Origin of the sequence: Actinoplanes sp. NPDC051411, from assembly GCF_040682075.1 — a bacterium.
Classification (GTDB): Bacteria; Actinomycetota; Actinomycetes; order Mycobacteriales; family Micromonosporaceae; genus Actinoplanes.
Map to the genome: position 1 here is coordinate 64,572 of NZ_JBFBAD010000044.1, position 17,032 is coordinate 81,603.

Sequence of the window (17,032 nt, forward strand, 5' to 3'; positions counted from 1 at the left end):
GCGGGCCGTTGCGCTGCGTTTCGCTACTGCGGCCTTCGGTCCTCCGGCATCGGGTCGTCGCCGCCAAGGCCCGGTTGCTGCCCGCAAGGAGGTAGCCACTCGGTCGGGCGGACCGCGGCGGCCAGTGCCTTAGTGCGGACCAGCGGAGAGAACGGTCCGATGGTCGCGCCGTCGTCGCTGAGCCGCAGGCAGTCGAGGCGTACCCATTCCATGGAGGCAAGCAGCTTCTGGTCGACGGCGACGCTCTGCACGATCAACAACGCCAGGCCAGTGCCGTAGAGGTAATCCTTCTGCTCGACTGCGAGCGTCATACCCGGGGTGATCCGAGGTACCTCGTTCGGGTGCATTCAAGCCTCTCAGTGGACGGCGGCCGGGGACGGGGGAACCCCAAGCCGCCGCCGGTCTGGTCCCAGGCACCGTCGCGCTGGACGAAGTCCGGGTTTGTTGACAGCGGCTTCAACACCGGGGAGAACCGGCCCGCCGTGAGCACCCACGGCCGGGTGCCTGAGTGACACCGTAAGTGGCTGCCTGGACACGAAGAGGGAGAAATCCTCCCCCTCCGTTTCAACCCCTGGCGTACCCCGGCTTGAAGACCTTGGTGTCCCGGCAACAGACTCGGCGGCCCTGGGCGACAGCCAATGGGCGGCATTTCAAGTCCAGCGTGGACCTCTGCACCACCCACCCATCGCAGATCGTCGCGTACGGTGATCAGTGACGCCTCGCGCAGGAGGTACCCGTCCAATGCATGGCCACGACGATCTTCTGACGCTGCCGACCGGACAGCGGATCAAATTGCTGCGGACCCGAGCCGGGATGACCCGCGCAATTCTTGCCGGGCTGGTCGGCAAGTCGCCCGACTGGGTCAAGAGCGTCGAGAGCGGCCGCATACTGCCGCCCCGGCTTACCACTCTCGGGCAACTCGCTCGGGCGTTGAAGGTGCCGGTGACAACGCTGATCGACAAGGACGAGCAGGTCACCCTGACCCCCGGAACAACGCATCCCGCCCTGTCCGCGGTTCGTGATGCGCTCAACCGGTGGCCCAGCCCGACCGACCAGCCGCCGCAACCGCTCGAGCACATCGCGTCCCGCCTCGACATGGCTTGGAGGGCCCGACACGCCTCCCCTGACCATCGCACCGTCATCGGCGGACTGCTGCCCGACCTGATCCGCGACGCCCAACTGGCCACCCGCGCCTACCATGGCCAGGCTCGCCTCCGCGCCCAGGCAATGCTTGCCGACGTCCTCGGCTTGGCCCAGATGTTCCTGGCCTACCAGCCCGCCGCCGACCTGCTGTGGCGCGTCGTCGACCGGTCGATGCTGGCCGCGCAGGAGTCCGGCGACCCGATCGCCTTGGCCGAGGCCAGTTGGTTCGCGATCGAGGCGCACCGCGACGCCGGCGACTGGGACACCGCCGACGCGGTCAACCGCGACGTCCTCACCGCGCTGGGTCCGCACCTGAGCGACGCCCGCCCGGACCTGCTCGGCATGTACGGTGCCCTGCACGCCGCGGCGGCGTTCACCGCCGCACGGGCCGGTCGCACAGGACCCGCCTGGCGATCATGGGACGAGGCCGACCGGGTCGTCCGCACACTCGACGACACCTTCTACCAACGCGTCACCAGCTTCTCCAAGCCGGTAATGCTCGCCCACGCGGTGACTCTCGAGGTCGAGCTACGCAAGGGCAGCGACGCCGTCCGAATGGCAACCGAGGCCCAAGCCGCCGCCATCCCGTCTCGCCCACGCCGCGCGCGCCACCTGATCGAGGTAGCCCGCGGCCACCACCTCAAACACGAATACGGCGCCACGCTGATCTTGCTCAATCGGGCCCACGAAAGCGCCCCGGAAACCATCCGGTTCAATCACTACGCCCGCCAGATGACCGCCGACGTCCTCGCCGGACCACCCGCGCTGCGCCGCCAGGCCACCGACCTGGCCTTCAAAGTCGGACTGCTCGGCTGACTTCACTCCTTCGCGCCGCCCAACGCCGAAAACTCAGCGTTGATCAAGCTCTGCGACCGGCGGCCCTGACCTCCTCGCTGCCAGCGAAGTTCCGCGCACCACCGCAAGAACGCCAGAATGCCAGAATGCCAGAATGCCAGAATGCCAGAATGCCAGAATGCCAGAATGCCAGAATGCCAGAATGCCGCTTATGGTGTGGCCGCCGCAGTTGGAATCACCAGGCTGTCGCCGCTCGCGGAAGAGTGGATTTCGCGGAGCATTGACACAGGCTCGCGCGGTGAGTGATGTTTGGACACGCGTTACCACGGATCAAGGCAGGCGACCTTCTACCGAACCGGCCGATCCCCTCGGAGAACCAACTCGTCCAGGAATACGCCGTCGCCCCAGGAACCGCCCGCAAAGCCATCCAACTCCTGCGCGAACGCGGCGTGGTGGTGACGGTCGTCGGCCGTGGCACCTACGTCGCCGCGATCACCGACGAACATGCTTAAGCCCAGTAACTCGATTGGGACAAACCTGAACGCGACGCAGCAGGCGGCTAGGGAGCGCGCGGCAACTCGCCATCGGCATCCACCGGCTGACGCGATCCACCGGTGAAGTGCTGCCTACCGTGTTGGCCGCCACGTGCGCGGGAACGGCCGAGCTGCCCGGTCGCGTCGGACGAAGGGCGGCGCGCGGCGAGCTACGAGAAGAGGCGCCCGATGCCGTCACCGATGATCCGAGCGGCGTAATCCGCCATGAAGGCGGAGATGGGCCCGTCTGCAACTTCGACGAGCAAGTAGCGCAATGCCCGTAACTGGATCTCTACTCCGGTCTGGTCGACCGTTGTGGTGGCGGCCTGTTCGGCGAGTGCAACACGTCCGAGGAGGTCAGCTTCCTCCGAGCTGGTCATCCCGAGCAGGCCGGTCGCGTCCCGGAGCGCCCGGCAGAGGCTCAGCACATCCTCGGCCGTTCCGGCGATGGAGTTGTCCGCCATCTGCTCAGCAAACCGGACGTCGGCATGTCACGCAAGCGGGTCCGCAAGCCCTCCGGGGAGAACTGCCGACTGAAGCGAGGCCGACCCTGTGGCGCCTTGGTGATCAGGGACGGGTGGTTGGTCGCCACCAGCTGGCCTATTCTCAAAGGCGCGCAAGGTCACCTTGCGCATGTTGTCTAGGGGTCGAGCCTCTAGGCCGAGTGATTGGCGACGCATGCCCAGATATGTGCACGTACCCACTGATGCCACGGCGCATCTGATCCGGCAGGCCTATGACGCGGGGGGCCCCTACCAGTGGGCTCGTGAGGGCTGGCGTAACTCCGACGAAAGCGGTGCTACCCGCATCGTCTTCGACGTCGAGCGGCAAGCGGCGGAGCGCCTCGGAGTTCTCCGACGGGTTATCGTCGACGACGGTGCCGGCATGGAGCCTGACGACATGAGGGACTTCCTCACCACCTTCGGCGGCGGCGGCAAGCCCATTGGGGTCGACAGTAACTTCGGCCAGGGCTTCAAGTCGTCGGTGCTTCCCTGGAACCCTTACGGCGTCGTCGTCATCAGCTATACAGCGAACACCCCCGAAGGCTCGATGCTCTGGATCGAACGTGACGCCGAGGGCAACTATCGCCTCCGCGAGTGGGACATCGAGGACGAGTATGGTGATATCGGCCGCGCCGACGTTATCGCCCCCGGCGAGGATGCCGAGCATGGCTGCGACTGGTCTCGAGTCCGACCGGATTGGGTCAAGACCGGGACGATCATGGTGTTGCTCGGTGACGGGCCTCGTGCTGACACAGCCGAGGGCGACCCTGATCCGACACGAGCGGAGACCGCCAAGGGTCTCCTTCGGTACCTCAACAGCCGGCTACTCGACGTGCCGGTGCGCGACGGCAAGGCCCTGGACACGACAGTGGTCGTACTGGAAAGGCTCAGGGAGCGCACACAGAATCGCCGCTCATCAAAAGACATCACGGTCAAGCTGCCGGATGACGACGTCCTTGTGGTCCACCAACGCAAGGTTTACGGCACCCGATACTTCGTTCCAAAGGAGGCGATAACAGGCCCTGCGATCAAGGTCGACGATCACGGTACCGAGGTTCAGTGGTTCTACGTGCCCGAGCCCCACCAGCCGGTCGGGGGTAGTCCGGACTACATCGGCCAGAAGCCGGTGGTCGTGGTCAACTACCAGGGCGAGGCATACCACGCCGACTCGAGCGTCCATCGATACCGGCAATTCGGCGTGACTGATGAGATCCGAGGCCGCACCTGGCTCGTAGTACGACCGCCTGTGTACAGCGACCAACGGCCCACCAAGTGGGGCGTGCTGACGCAGGCCTCGCGCAACATGCTCATCGCGAAGGGCGGCTCCGAGCTGCCCTGGGAGGCCTGGGGCGACAGCTTCTACAACAGCTTCCCAAAGGGGTTGGCCGACGCCCGTGACCAGGCTCGGGCGAAGACGACGATTAGCACCGACCCGCACATGGCAAAGAACCTGTCGCGCATCCTCGATCGGCTCAACCCCCGGTTCAAGGCCTCCAGACTCGTGTCCTCGGCGCTGGGCAAGATTGTTGGCTTCCCTGCGGGCGGCAAGGCCGGGGCGCCGGCCACGCGTTTAGCCAGGGTGCCGGCTAAGGCCTCGAGCAGCGGGGGTGTCGGCGGCACCGCCGGCAGTCAGGATCTCGTCACGGAGTCCCCCGGCGGTCCGGTCAGTGCGAAGGAGGCGCAGCTGCGCGGCGGTTACCCCACCTTCATCTGGAAGGAGTTCGCCAAGGAGCACCAGAAGTACCTCGCGGACTATAACCCGAAGGACAACGGGACCGACGGCGACGGCAACGTCTATCAGGGCGCGGTCTACCTCAACGTTCGACACCCCGTCTTCGTTCAGGAGATGACCTATTGGTCCGACTCAGTCTGGCCGAAAGCGGACCCTAAGGAAGTCTCCAAACTGGTGAGGAGCGTCTACGGGCAGGAGGCCGTCGCCCATGTGGTGCACGCGCAGCGCCTTAACGGCTCCGTCGTCGGCCGGGAGGCAGACGGCACGGTTGACCGACTCGGTCCCGAAGACGTCAAGGAACTCGTCGGCCGAGCTGCGCTCTCTGCGGCCTTGCTGGGGCTCGTCAACGTCGAGCAGAGGCTCCTGACCCAGGGTGGTGGACTCTTCGGCAGCCGCGCCAACGCCTCCTAGTCGGCGCTCGTACATCAAAGCTCCCCGCAGCCGGCCGGGCGGCGGGGAGCTTTGCTGCCGACCGCAGCGGTAGTTCCAGGCGCCATCCTCCGTAGGTTCGAACTCACGCATCGCCCGCTGGTGGTGCTAACGGCGTGGCGTGGAACGGCTGGTCGCCCAGCCTTGGGCGGAGAGCGCGGCGGTCTCAGAGAAGAGGTGGCCTGCGGCTGCGGACCCGAAACATCACTTAGAGTGACAGAGCTGGCGAGGTCCGACACTCTCAGTACCGCCGACCGATCGTCTCCAGGGCGTCGGCTGTCGACCGGCCAGCGCTGACGTCGTGTTGAGCCTGTGCGTAGACGAGTCGTCGTCACATCTGAGGACGTCCGGGCAACTGCCTCGGCAAGAGGTCTACAGAGCGCCATCGCCTCGGCCCGACCGGGTCTTCGGGGTTATTCTGTAGGTTCAGCTGGCGGGTCTCTGTACGTGGGCGCAGGGAGCCGGCTATCGTTTACTCATGCCTAGCCCGTACCGTGTTGTTGATCTTTTCGCCGGGTGCGGCGGCATTACTGAGGGTTTCCGCCTCACTGAACGCTATGTGAACGTCGCCGCTGTCGAGCTCGAGGTTGACGCCGCATCGACGTACGCCGAGAACTTCGGTGAGGACCACATCTATCAAGGCAGTATTGTGGACTGGTTGAGGGACGGGGAGGCTGTGCCCGAGGCGGACGTCGTCGTCGGCGGGCCGCCATGCCAGGGCTTCTCGAACTTGGGCGCCAAACTTGAGGACGATCCGCGTAACGAACTGTGGCGCGAGTACGTGCGGGTGCTGGCTCTGATCCGCCCGAAGGCGTTTCTGATCGAGAACGTGCCTCGATTTCTGCAGAGCCGGCAGTTCGCCGACCTAGAGGCCCTGACCGAAGAGGGAGGATCGCTGGCCGATTACGTCCTGGAGAAGGACGTTCTCGTCGCGGCCGACTTCGGCTCAGCTCAGATCAGGCGTCGTGCAATCGTCATCGGTACACGCCGCGACCTTCTCAAGCCGATCGAAATCCCGACTGGGTCGGTAGCCGCCGAGAACAGGAAGACCGTCCGCCAGGCCCTTCGCCACGTACGCAGACACGTGCCCGAAGACCGCTGGGACCTGCCGAAGAGGACAGTCCGGCACTTCGAAACCACTCTTCCCGGGCCTTTCAAGGGCCGAGACCTGCACGTCACGCGCTTCTACGAGGATCGTTCACTGGAGCGCTTCGGGTGGATCCCCTCCGGTGGCAACCGCTTCGATCTGCCGGACCGCCTGAAGGCGCCGTGCTGGATCAAGCACACGTCTGGATCTGGCGACGTCATGGGGAGGCTGTGGTGGGACCGGCCTTCGGTGACCATCCGCACCGAGTTCCACAAGCCTGAAAAGGGCCGCTACCTTCATCCCACCGAGGACCGCGCCATCACCCACCTCGAGGCGGCGCGACTGCAGGGTTTCAGGCCGGACTTCAAGTGGTGCGGAACGAAAGACCAGATCGCTCGGCAGATCGGCAACGCCGTGCCCGTCGAGCTCGCCGAGGCGCTGGGTAGGCATATCGCCGAGGCACTCGACGACCGCGCCTGACCGTCACGTATCGTCGCAGCGCTCGGATAAGGTTACCGATTGTGGACGAGGCACTCTTCGAGATGTTCCTGGACGTGACGTATCGGCGCAGCCGTGACGTCGCCGTCGAGACCTTCCGCAAGCTCCATCCTGATGTGGTGGACGAAGTGGTCGCCGAATTCGACCGGAGAACCGCCAAGGTCAAGAACGGGTATCCGCCGAAGATCCTCGCCGCACCAGGCAAACGCGGCGCCGGCTGGTACGCCGGCCCACAGCCGAACGACGTCTTCTGGCCGCCGTTCAAGAGGTTTCTGCTCGACGAGAAGCAGTGGCCGGAAGACCGGGTCGACGTACTCGACGAGATCTCATCGAAGATCATCGGCTTCGCCGACGACCCCGCCGAGTTGAAGTTCCAGACCAAAGGCCTCGTGGTCGGCCACGTCCAGAGCGGGAAGACCACCAACTTCACCGCCGTGGTCGGCAAGGCCGCCGATGTCACCTACCGGGTCGTGATCATCCTCTCCGGCATCCACAACGGGCTGCGGATGCAGACTCAGCAGCGACTCAAGGAGCAGCTGTTCGACCTGAACGCGGGCGGCTGGATCGAAATGACCGACGTCGAGCGCGATTTCCGGCGACCGACCCAGAGCGCGGTGTCACTGCTGCAGCCCGAAGGTCAGAAGGTGGCCGTATTCGTGGTCAAGAAGTGGCATACCGTCCTCGCGAAGCTGATCCTGTGGTTGAAAACGGCCCGTCCGATGCTGGCCAACATCCCTGCCCTGATCATCGACGACGAGGCCGACCAGGCCAGCGTCGATACAAAGCAGATCAACCCCAAGATCCGCGAGCTCCTCGCTTTGTTCCCCCGGGCCACCTATCTGGGCTATACGGCGACGCCGTTCGCTAACGTGCTCATCGATCCGAACGTCGACGACCTCTACCCGGAGTCGTTCATCGTCAGCCTGCCGAAGCCGGACGGCTACTTCGGAGCGGAGACGATCTTCGGACGTGACGCCGTTGAAGGAGAGGCGCGGGGGGCGGACCTCGACGGCAACGACATGGTCCGCATCATCGACGATGACGAGGTGCCGTCGTTGCGGCCGGCCAGTAGGGCCGCGACCGCCGGGTTCAGCCCTGATCTGACCGACTCGCTCCGCGAAGCCGTTCAGTACTTCTGGCTGGCCACCGCGGTTCGTCGTTCCCGCGGCGATGCGGGCCATTCCACCATGCTGGTGCACACGAGCATGACGACCGCGGTCCACGAGGCGTTCCGTCCGGTGCTCGAAGCCTTCAAGAGACGTGTACTGGACGGGCTTGCCGCACAGGATCCAGCGGTGCTCGAGTCTCTGCGGGCGCAGTGGCGAGACGAAGCCGGCCGCGTGTCGTTGGGCGGCCACCCGCCGGTCGACTTCGAGGTGTTGAACCCGTTACTGCGACAGGTCGTGCAGGACACCACGGTCCTGCTCGACAACTGCCGCAGCAAGGACCGGTTGGACTACACGGGCGCCCCCGTAACGGCGATCGCCGTCGGCGGGAACACCCTCTCCCGAGGCCTGACGCTCGAAGGGCTGGTCACGAGCTTCTTCGTGCGATCCGCGTCGACCTACGACACGCTGCTTCAAATGGGCCGTTGGTTCGGCTTCCGCCCCGGTTACGAGGACCTCCCCCGAATCTGGATGACTGAGCGGCTGCGATCGTGGTTCCGGCACCTGGCCGCCGTGGAACACGAGATTCGACTGGACATCGAACGCTACGAAGAGCAGGACCTCAGCCCCCGCGACGTCGGCGTGCGGATCCGCACCCACCCGGTCCTCAACGTGACGGCGAAGATGGGTGCCCATCGGATCGCCTACGCCTCTTACGGAGGGCGCCGTGTCCAGACCAGGTACTTTCCTGAGGACGATGCATCCTGGCTTGAGAAGAACCTGGTCGCGGGACGATCCCTCGTCGAGGCGGCTGTCACCGACGGCGTCCTGCCGGAAAGAACCGAAGGCACCCTGCTGCTACGCGAGGTCGACGTCGCGCACATCGTCGCGTTCCTGGCCGGGTATCAAGTCCATGAGGACTCAGCGGACCTCAGAACCGACCTGATCACCAAGTACATCCGCAAGGAGAACAAGCAGAGCGACTCATCGCTACTGACCTGGAGCGTCGCAGTGGTCGGGTCTCCGTCGGAGAAGGTAGACGAGGATCACAGGATCACCTTCGCCGACGGGTTCACCGTCGGAACGGTCAACCGATCGAAGCTCAAGGAAAGCGGCGGCGCGAAGGCCGACATCAAGACCCTGATGAGCAAGGAGCACCGGGTCATCGACCTCGACATCGCACCGGCAGCCGCCCGGCGCATGCCAGAGGCCGACCTGATCGACAGCCGCGATCGGGATCCGGGTCATCGTCGACAAGGGCTGTTGCTGCTATACCCGATCGCCAAGGACTCCCCGCCGGACCCGGGCAACGAACTCACCCGTGCGCCGCTGCAGGCCGCCGCTCACGTGCTCGGCATGGCACTGGTCTTCCCCGGCACCGCCGACGACTGGGTCCCGAACGTCAGCTATATCCAGGTCGACCTGCGAGACCAGGCCATCGACGCCGCCGACATGGAGGAGGAGCGCGCCGCACTGTCCGAGGACGACTCGTGACGGACGGCCTGCCGTCGACTGTGCGTACCGGCTGGCTTCTCGCGGCCGCACGGCGGGCCGAGGGTGCGGTGGCGACCCTCGACCTGCCGGTGTCCACCTACTCAGGCCCGGCTGCGCTCGGCCTCGACGGCCGCGGCGATCACCACTTGCTCCTGCCGGTCGACGACGACCACGCCGTCGTCGAGGACGGCAGGTCGGCACATGTGCGCGTCGACACCCGTCCGCTGGTAGTCGACGGTCACCGCCGCCGCTTCGTCGACGTCGTCTGTCACCGTCCCGACCTCTTCGACGTCTTCGACGAGATGGTCGTGGCGCTCCTGCAAGGCGTTGACGAAACGCCAGCCGGGGTGGGCGAGGTCGTCGAACGGGTACTCCAGCAGTGGCGGGAGCTGCTGCGCCCCAGCGCTGGCGTCCTCGGCGAGCGTGAGCTGCGAGGGCTGATCGGGGAGCTCATCGTCCTGGAACTACTCGCCGACGCAGGCCTCGTAGGCGCCGTCGAACGGGTCTGGACCGGCCCCGACAGAGCAGCGCACGATTTCACCCTGGGCCGGCGCAGAAGGGTCGAGGTCAAGACCGTCGGCGTACGCGGCTCCACCGTGACGATCCACGGTCTCGACCAGCTGCACCCGAGCCGCGACCACGACCTCGTCCTGACCCTGGTACGACTCGAGGCGACGGCGGACGGCCGTTCGCTGCCGGACGTCGTCGAGGCGCTGCAGACCTCCATCGGCGACAGGGTGGGTCTGCGCCGGCAACTCGCGAAGGCCGGGTACGCCGAGACGGACGCCGATCGTTACCGCGGCCGCAGATACGTCCAGTCGAACCTATACGCCTGGACCGTGGGAGGCGATTTCCCCCGTTTGGACGTCGACTCGTTCAAAACCGTCGTCCCGGACGAGGTGGTCGGCGTCGAGTACGAGCTCGACCTCGCTGGCCTGACGCCGTACGCGGTGACCGATCGCGGCGCCGGACAGCTGATCTGTACGGGATCGGTGCAGTGACGACACGCTGGTGGTCACAGCGGTTCCCGCCCGAGGGGTCGGCGGCCTCCGAAGGTATCCGCAGGCAACTCGGCACGCCGCGTCTCGATCCGCTCGCCGTCCTGGTGCGTGAGGCTGCCCAGAACAGCGCCGACGCACGTAGCGGAGAGCAGCCGGTCGACTTCAGCGTCTCCCTGCGGCGTCTCGGCTCCGACGCCCGACGGCGCTGGAGTGACCTACTTCTACCCGAACCCGACGGCGACGGCTCCGTGGGTCTGGCCGCGTGTCTGGCCGACGAGTCGTCGGTCATGTTGACCGTCTCCGACCGCAACACGACCGGGCTGGGCGGCCCGTTGCGCGCGGACGAGGTCGGCGACGATCCGGACTTCGTCAACCTCGTCCGGAACATCGGTGAACCCCGCGACAAGGAGTTCGGCGGGGGAACCTACGGATTCGGCAAGGGCATCCTGTTCACCACCAGCTCGGTGGGCGTCGTCGTCGTCCGCTCCCGCTGCCTATGGCAGGGCAAAGTCCAGAGCCGTCTCATCGGCGTCGCGCTGGGCCACAGCTTCCAGACCGCGGGCGTGCCGTTCACCGGACGTCACTGGTGGGGGACCCCAGGCAGCGACGGCGTCATCGACCCCCTTCTCGACGACGAAGCTGACCAGGCAGCCCATGACCTGGGCTTCCCTCCCTTCGAAGGACCGGAGGTCCTCGGCACCGACGTCGTCATCCTCGGTGCCGACCTCGGCCGGCGACTTGACGAGGCAGACGACGAACAACCTCGCGACGTCGACACCGCAGCCGACTACATCGCCTCGGCGATGCTGTGGAACCTTTGGCCGCTGTTGTCCGCCACCGACGGCGGTCACCCGGCCATGACGTGCCGTGTCGTCACCGACAACAGAACCGTGGAGATTCCCGACCCCGTCGCGGTGCCCCGGCTATGGCCCTTTGTCGCCGCACTGCGGGCCATCGACGCCGGCGACGCCAAAGACATCGTGCGGCGTCAGCCGACACAGCTCACCACAGGCTCCTTCTTCGCCGTGACCAGTGTGTCTACGAGCAGACGCGACTGGCGTGACGCTGCAGCACCCTTCACCGGCCCGGCCCGGCACTGCGCGCTCATGAGGCAGGCCGGTCTCGTCGTCACCTACCTCGAAGGTCCCGCACTGCCCGCTGACGACCAGCAGTACGGCGCCGTGTTCCGCAGCAGCCGTGACGCCGACGAGTCGTTCGCCTCCGCCGAACCACCCACCCACGACGCATGGGTGACCCACGGACTGGCCGAACTCGACCACCGCACCGTCGAGACGGCCGTCCGAGGCATCCGCGCACGGCTCGCCGACATCGCCGCCGTCGCATCCCAAGGAACCAGCACGATCGCCACGCAGCCCCCGCTCGGGCACCTCGCGCAGCGCCTAGGCCACCTCGTCGCCCCTACCGCGGTATCTCAGCCCGACGGCGGACGGCCGGGAGCGAACCCTTCCGGTGGACGCGGGGCAGGTCGCGGCCGTCGACCCGCGGCCGCTTACACCCAGCCGCCTCTGTTGACCATCGTCGACGGCGAACCGCTCATCGTCACCACAGTCGAGGTCACCGACAGCGACGAAACGCTGTGGCTGACGGCCGAAGCCGTCGTATCCCTCGACGTCGGCAACGAAGCGGAACCGCCGACCGGCGCCGCCAGCCCACAGATCATCGAAATGCGATCCGACGACGTCCGTATCCCCGGAGAGCGCGTCCGCCTCCGTCCGTCGGATCCCCGGCGGTGGACGATTCTCGTCAGGCCCGTGGCTGACGCCGCAACGCAAGTCTCGGTCCGCGTCGACCGCGTCGGAGACGGAGCCGGCGCGTGACAGCATCCGTCTATCCCTACCTGCGGCCGAAGGCCGAGTGCCTGACCATGGGCGCTTGGCAGTCACTCGACCCCGACGGTGCACCGACAGCGCTTCCCCCCACGGTCTTCGCCTGGGACTACCAGACCGACCTGCACCTGAGTAGAGAAGTCCGCATAGACACCGTCGCCCTGCGCCGGCAGTCCGGCCTGCCCGAAGATGCCGCACTGGTGTGCGTGTGCGAGTGGACCGCATCCAACTCGTTGCTCTCCGGCATCCTCGACTACGTCGAGATCCTCTCCTCGGCGGCTCACACCCTGCAGGGTCGTATCACAGGCACCGACCTGGGCGGCTCGCTGACACTACGCACCGCCGTCGTCGTTGCGGCGGACACGACCGACCCGCGACCCTTCGTCGCCGCCCGCGCCGGCGAGGTACTGCTCGACGAGGTCGTCACCATTAACCTCGACGGCGACGACGCGATGTTCCCCGTCAGCGTCTGCGACTTCACTGCAGCGGGCGTCGACCCGCACGCCCGCTGGTACCTGCAGACTCCGGCCGACCCGTACACCGCCGCCCTGGGCGGCCTACGGCTCTACCTGAACGCCGACGATAGAGAACTCGTCAACGCCGCGGTCCGTGTGGCCACTCCCACCGCGGCGCAACAACGACTCATCGACGACATGCGCCACGATGTGACGCGACAGCTCGTCGACCTGGTTCTTTTGCGACCGGACTGGCTCGAGGCTCTCCCCTCCTGCACTGTCGAACCCGAAAGCTTCGGCGCCAGCCTCGCGATCGTGCTGGAAACCCTGTTCCCCGGAGAACCCCACCAGACACTCGCCGCACAACGCGTCGAGCGCCCCGGAGACTTCGCCGCTCGACTCCAGGGCGCACTTCGCCGTGCCACGGCCGACGGTGCGCTATGACCCTTCTGCTCTATCCCAGACTGACACCCTTGGCTGCACGGGCCGGGTTGACGGAACAGACCGGCAAGACCCTCGACGCCTTACGGCGCGGTGCTGGACCACGGCATCCCGACATGTACTACGCAGCGACCGGCGGCGAGCCCGCCAGCGTCGAGCACCTCACCCGACTCGCCGACAAGCTGAGAGACTCGGTGACCCATCACGGCTATCCCCACCCTGGAACCGAAGCCTCGCGCATCGCCGCAGACCGCGCGTTGGCGGCCGCGATGATCGACAACATGTGCCTCCGTCCCGCAGAAGCCGCCGCGAAGGACCTGTGGACGTTCCTCGCCGTCCAACTCGTGCCCGACGTCGTCGCCTGGCGATGGCAGAGTCCCACCAGTGAGCAGCGATGGATCTGCTCCGACATCACCCGCCACGCCCTCGGCCGGCTCTGGTGGCAGGCGTACACCCTCGGCGTCGTGACGGCCGACGGCAGCACGGACATCGCCCTGTTGCAGCGGCTCAGCGAATCCGACCTCAACCAGATCTTCGAACGGCGCACTATCGGCGGGCGCCCCGCGCTCGCCCGCGCAATCGTCCGTGCCGTCACCGAACCCGACCTCGCACCGCCGCACATCGCACGGCGTCGCGTCATCCGCGACGTCACCAAACGCGTCCGGCGTCTGCTGCCCTTCACCCTCTTCCTCACGCTGGACGACGAACGCCTTCAGGCCAGGGTCGATGACCTGGTGCGGGAGTCCGTCAAAGCGCTCGAACAGACGTCCAGGACGAAACAGCAATGAGCAACGGGTCAAGCTCCTCCTGGGCGTCGAGCCCCGGCAATCGGGCCAGCATGCAGGCCAACAAGTCCCGCGACACCAGACCGGAACTCGCCCTCCGAAGCGCGGTCCACGCCCTCGGCATGCGCTACCGGGTCGGTATTCGACCGGTAGCGAGCCTGCGCCGCACCGCCGACCTCGTCTTCACCAAAGCGCGCGTAGCCGTGTTCCTCGACGGATGCTTCTGGCACGGCTGCCCGCAGCACCACAGTGTCGCGAAGACCAACGCGACGTTCTGGGCCGACAAGGTCCGTCGAAACCGCGAACGAGACGCCGAAACGGACCGACTCCTCGCCGAACACGGCTGGACCGTAGTGCGAATCTGGGAGCATGACGACTCCAGCGCGGCAGCCGTGAAAATCCAGAGCCTGCTGACCGGGCGCCCCGCGCGGCCAAAGCGCAGCCGCACGCATTCCGATCAACCGCAAACCGTCAAGACTGAGTAAAGACGCCGGGGATCCCATAGGCCCTCTACGCCGAAGGTCAGCGCTCCACGCAGTCTCACTAAAACATCACCACCGCGATCCCCGGAGGATTCCACGGAGTCCGTGCCCACCGACGGCAGCCGCATGACGGGGCACCGCGCGCCGTTGGCTTGTGTTTAGTCGACTTGTGTTTAGTCGAACAGTGCCTGCTGCCCGTCGACTTCGATGCGGTCCTCCACGCGTTGTTCATCCTCCGAGGACGGCCCCCAGCAGAGCGGTGGGGGCGGATCGTGTTCAGCCTCGGCCAGAATCACCGCGGCCAAGTCCATCATCTCGGTGATCGACTGCGCATGGATGGTCAGGAACTCCGGCCGATTGTGATCGAGGTCGAATCCGCAGGAACTGCGTTGGACCAGCGGCTGTAACCATCCCGCGTGCGCCCGGTCGATGGCCGCCACGACAACCGGCCGCTCCGCCCAGGAGTGCTCGGCATGGCTGCGGCAACTGGCGGCCGGTACGCATCCGGTCGCCGCCAACGCGTACGTCAGCCCGGCGACCCCAAGTTCAAGGCCGCACAGGCTGACCGAGGCGACGTCGCCATGTTCGGCAAGCGCAGCCATGTCCGTTCATCGTCGGGATCCTCGGACGGGAAATCCGGGTTGTGCGCCTCGATCACTCGGGCGAAATACTCGAACGTCGCGACATCAGTTGATACGGCGTTCACCGCCGCCGCAGCGGCCCGCTCGTCGGCTACCACTCGGGCGGCTTCTGACAGTGGCTCGTCGTAGATCGCCCATACACCTCGGAAGAACCCGATGCCCTCATCACCGATCTCGTCCTCTGCCGGCATCCAGAACGGGGCATCCCGCGGCAAAGCCGGATCAAGCTCGATCTCCGCACGGGGGATCAACCGTGTCTCCTCCCGGAAGGCCCTCAGAGCAGTCAATCACTCCGAGCTACGGATCAGACGGCTAGGGGTTCGAGTCGTTCAGGCGCACCTATTCTACGGGGTCCTGAGATGTGGACTAGCGGTTCAGGCCATTCTTGCTGTCCGGCCTATCGGACAATGGGTATCGCGTGAGTGCGACGCGCAGGTGTCACCGCCGAGACGTTTTCTCGCTGGGTGCCGCTTTGTGACCTGCGGCGTTATCGGTGGGTCCTGCTCGGCCGCCGGCCAGCGGCGGTGGTCTTGGGTCCGCGCAGGCCGTCGAGGTGTTCTCCATCCTCCCGGCCAGTCTGCCGCCCCGACGCTCAGCAGATCTTGCCCATGAGCCCGTTGCCGCACCATCGCGGGAATCTGGCAGCGCGGTCTAAGGGGAGACCCCCTGCCAACTATCGGCCGGGCCGTGGCTAGCTGATCAGGACCTGGGAGGAGGATGGGAACATCAAGTGTCACCCTCGTCGACCGGGTAGTCCCGATCTTGGTTTCCCAGACCTGCGTCTCTGACGTCGGGTCCTCTGTAGGCGCCAGCACCAGCACCTTGCGAGTTCGGGCGATCTCGCTAGCCTTTCTCCCGAAGCTCGAGTCGTCCACGTCACCTTCCAGGACTGCTCGATAATGCTCGTAGAAGGACTTGGCCCGGGCATGGATCTCCACCCAGGTAAGCAGCTCGATGTCGTCACGTTCCTGCCTGCCCTTCCGCGCCGTGCCCGACAACGTGTATCCACTCGCGGTGATGACGGCCATCGAGACCGCGCCCTTCTCCGCCTGACGCAGTTTCTCCGCATAACGGTCTATTTGATGGAGATCGTCGATGGACACCGGATGGCCCGAGCGCTTGATCGTGCGGCGCACCGGAGCGGGCAGACCGGCGAAGGCCGAGGCGGCCAGCCCCGACGTGTGCGCCTCCGGCCCGTGCATCGAGGCCCTGGCGCCAACACCGGGCGTGGCCCGATCCCGGGCCAGCAAACGCTGTTCCCGGTCTACGAATACCACCCGTTCATCACCGACCGCGATGGCGACTTACTCGAACTGGAAGCCGAGTACCGCCGCCACGCCAAGGTCCAACTGGTCATCCGCGACCTCAATCACGGCATGGTCTTGTCCCACCTGCCGACCAAGAGTGTTTCGCCCCGGGTTTGATGGAGACATCGAAGCCTGGGAGAAGATTTAGCTATGCCGGCACCGAAGAAGTACCCCGATGAGTTGCGTGAGCGGGCGACCCGGTTGGCGGTCGAGGCCCGCCGGGACCCGGCGTCCGCGGTCGGGGCGATCCGGCGGATCGCCGATCAACTCGGGATTCATCCCGAGGCGTTGCGCGGCTGGGTGAAGAAGGCCGAGATCGATGCCGGGGACCGGCCGGGCACCACCAGCAGCGACGCGGAACGCCTCGCCGCGCTCGAACGCGAGAACCGTGAGCTGCGGCGGGCGAACCAGATCCTGAAGTCCGCAGCTTCTTTCTTCGCGGCGGAGCTGGACCGTCCGTCGCGATGAAGGTCGCCTTCGTCGACTCGGTGAAGGCCGAACACGGTGTCCAGCCGGTCCTGCAGGCGCTCGAAAGCACGCCGGCGCAGATCGCACCGTCGACCTACTACGCCGCGAAAACCCGCCCCGCCTCGGCCAGGACAGTGCGTGACGCCGAGCTGACCGTCACGATCGAGCAGATCCACGAAGACAACTACAGCGTCTACGGAGCCCGCAAGATCTGGCACGAGCTGCACCGCCAAGGCGTGCCGGTGGCCCGGTGCACCGTCGAACGGCTGATGCAAGCGGCCGGGC

16 protein-coding genes and 1 pseudogene are annotated in these 17,032 nt (G+C 66.3%); 13 read left to right on the top strand and 4 right to left on the bottom strand.

Annotated elements, in window-relative coordinates; genetic code table 11:
- Positions 1–23 precede the first annotated feature (23 nt).
- Entirely contained in the window at positions 24–311 is a 288-nt protein-coding gene (locus AB0M88_RS24370; RefSeq protein WP_364105883.1) for a hypothetical protein, read from the bottom strand.
- A 430-nt stretch (positions 312–741) separates the two neighbouring features.
- Between AB0M88_RS24370 and AB0M88_RS24375 the strand changes: the two genes are divergently transcribed.
- Complete coding sequence (locus AB0M88_RS24375; protein ID WP_364105885.1) at positions 742–1,959, top strand: helix-turn-helix domain-containing protein; 1,218 nt, start codon at positions 742–744, stop codon at positions 1,957–1,959.
- A gap of 284 nt (positions 1,960–2,243) precedes the next feature.
- On the top strand, positions 2,244–2,450 hold the full coding sequence (locus AB0M88_RS24380; RefSeq protein WP_364105887.1) for a GntR family transcriptional regulator: 207 nt from the start codon (positions 2,244–2,246) through the stop codon (positions 2,448–2,450).
- Positions 2,451–2,641: 191 nt separating this feature from the next.
- On the opposite strand, the gene AB0M88_RS24385 is transcribed toward AB0M88_RS24380, so the two are convergent.
- The gene (locus AB0M88_RS24385; RefSeq protein WP_364105888.1) at positions 2,642–2,935 is read right to left on the bottom strand and encodes a hypothetical protein; all 294 of its coding nucleotides are present in this window, start codon (positions 2,933–2,935) and stop codon (positions 2,642–2,644) included.
- Between the two features lie 226 nt (positions 2,936–3,161).
- On the opposite strand from AB0M88_RS24385, the gene AB0M88_RS24390 reads away from it, so the two are divergent.
- The 8 genes from AB0M88_RS24390 to AB0M88_RS24425 all read left to right on the top strand — a co-directional run bounded on the left by AB0M88_RS24390 (position 3,162) and on the right by AB0M88_RS24425 (position 14,334).
- The gene (locus AB0M88_RS24390) at positions 3,162–5,117 is read left to right on the top strand and encodes a hypothetical protein (RefSeq protein ID WP_364105890.1); all 1,956 of its coding nucleotides are present in this window, start codon (positions 3,162–3,164) and stop codon (positions 5,115–5,117) included.
- 496 nt (positions 5,118–5,613) lie between these two features.
- On the top strand, positions 5,614–6,702 hold the full coding sequence (locus AB0M88_RS24395) for a DNA cytosine methyltransferase (RefSeq protein WP_364105892.1): 1,089 nt from the start codon (positions 5,614–5,616) through the stop codon (positions 6,700–6,702).
- Between the two features lie 41 nt (positions 6,703–6,743).
- Entirely contained in the window at positions 6,744–9,320 is a 2,577-nt protein-coding gene (locus AB0M88_RS24400; protein WP_364105894.1) for a Z1 domain-containing protein, read from the top strand.
- Positions 9,317–10,321 (top strand): PD-(D/E)XK motif protein, encoded by a 1,005-nt coding sequence (locus tag AB0M88_RS24405; protein WP_364105896.1) that lies wholly within the window; start codon positions 9,317–9,319, stop codon positions 10,319–10,321. The genes AB0M88_RS24400 and AB0M88_RS24405 overlap by 4 nt, the downstream gene beginning before the upstream one ends.
- A complete protein-coding gene (locus AB0M88_RS24410) occupies positions 10,318–12,159 on the top strand; it encodes a hypothetical protein (protein WP_364105898.1) in 1,842 nt (613 codons plus the stop codon). The genes AB0M88_RS24405 and AB0M88_RS24410 overlap by 4 nt, the downstream gene beginning before the upstream one ends.
- Positions 12,156–13,067 carry a hypothetical protein gene (locus AB0M88_RS24415; protein ID WP_364105900.1) on the top strand — a complete coding sequence of 304 codons (912 nt, stop codon included), beginning with the start codon at positions 12,156–12,158 and terminating at the stop codon, positions 13,065–13,067. Before AB0M88_RS24410 ends, AB0M88_RS24415 begins: the two co-directional genes overlap by 4 nt.
- Positions 13,064–13,852 (top strand): DUF6339 family protein, encoded by a 789-nt coding sequence (locus tag AB0M88_RS24420; RefSeq protein ID WP_364105902.1) that lies wholly within the window; start codon positions 13,064–13,066, stop codon positions 13,850–13,852. Before AB0M88_RS24415 ends, AB0M88_RS24420 begins: the two co-directional genes overlap by 4 nt.
- Positions 13,849–14,334 carry a very short patch repair endonuclease gene (locus AB0M88_RS24425; protein WP_364105904.1) on the top strand — a complete coding sequence of 162 codons (486 nt, stop codon included), beginning with the start codon at positions 13,849–13,851 and terminating at the stop codon, positions 14,332–14,334. The genes AB0M88_RS24420 and AB0M88_RS24425 overlap by 4 nt, the downstream gene beginning before the upstream one ends.
- A gap of 170 nt (positions 14,335–14,504) precedes the next feature.
- On the opposite strand, the gene AB0M88_RS24430 is transcribed toward AB0M88_RS24425, so the two are convergent.
- Positions 14,505–14,933, bottom strand: a complete 429-nt coding sequence (locus tag AB0M88_RS24430; protein ID WP_364105906.1) for a hypothetical protein — start codon at positions 14,931–14,933, stop codon at positions 14,505–14,507.
- Positions 14,858–15,223, bottom strand: a complete 366-nt coding sequence (locus AB0M88_RS24435; protein WP_364105908.1) for a hypothetical protein — start codon at positions 15,221–15,223, stop codon at positions 14,858–14,860. The genes AB0M88_RS24430 and AB0M88_RS24435 overlap by 76 nt, the downstream gene beginning before the upstream one ends.
- A gap of 1,002 nt (positions 15,224–16,225) precedes the next feature.
- On the opposite strand from AB0M88_RS24435, the pseudogene AB0M88_RS24440 reads away from it, so the two are divergent.
- From AB0M88_RS24440 to AB0M88_RS24450, 3 genes and pseudogenes are all read left to right on the top strand, one after another.
- Positions 16,226–16,378 (top strand): annotated as a pseudogene (locus AB0M88_RS24440) (IS1380 family transposase); the annotation flags it as partial.
- Positions 16,379–16,429: 51 nt separating this feature from the next.
- The gene (locus tag AB0M88_RS24445) at positions 16,430–16,747 is read left to right on the top strand and encodes a transposase (RefSeq protein WP_364105910.1); all 318 of its coding nucleotides are present in this window, start codon (positions 16,430–16,432) and stop codon (positions 16,745–16,747) included.
- The coding region (locus AB0M88_RS24450; RefSeq protein WP_364105912.1) for an IS3 family transposase at positions 16,744–17,032 on the top strand (289 nt) is incomplete at its 3' end. The genes AB0M88_RS24445 and AB0M88_RS24450, both read left to right, overlap by 4 nt.

What these genes read in the sequence shown, in the direction of transcription:
- AB0M88_RS24425 (WP_364105904.1), top strand. Translation starts at nt 13,849, where the DNA reads ATGAGCAACGGGTCAAGCTCCTCCTGGGCGTCGAGCCCCGGCAATCGG.
- AB0M88_RS24385 (WP_364105888.1), bottom strand. Translation starts at nt 2,935, where the DNA reads ATGGCGGACAACTCCATCGCCGGAACGGCCGAGGATGTGCTGAGCCTC.
- AB0M88_RS24380 (WP_364105887.1), top strand. Translation starts at nt 2,244, where the DNA reads ATGTTTGGACACGCGTTACCACGGATCAAGGCAGGCGACCTTCTACCG.
- AB0M88_RS24420 (WP_364105902.1), top strand. Translation starts at nt 13,064, where the DNA reads ATGACCCTTCTGCTCTATCCCAGACTGACACCCTTGGCTGCACGGGCC.
- AB0M88_RS24370 (WP_364105883.1), bottom strand. Translation starts at nt 311, where the DNA reads ATGACGCTCGCAGTCGAGCAGAAGGATTACCTCTACGGCACTGGCCTG.
- AB0M88_RS24445 (WP_364105910.1), top strand. Translation starts at nt 16,430, where the DNA reads ATGCCGGCACCGAAGAAGTACCCCGATGAGTTGCGTGAGCGGGCGACC.
- AB0M88_RS24430 (WP_364105906.1), bottom strand. Translation starts at nt 14,933, where the DNA reads ATGGCTGCGCTTGCCGAACATGGCGACGTCGCCTCGGTCAGCCTGTGC.
- AB0M88_RS24395 (WP_364105892.1), top strand. Translation starts at nt 5,614, where the DNA reads ATGCCTAGCCCGTACCGTGTTGTTGATCTTTTCGCCGGGTGCGGCGGC.
- AB0M88_RS24375 (WP_364105885.1), top strand. Translation starts at nt 742, where the DNA reads ATGCATGGCCACGACGATCTTCTGACGCTGCCGACCGGACAGCGGATC.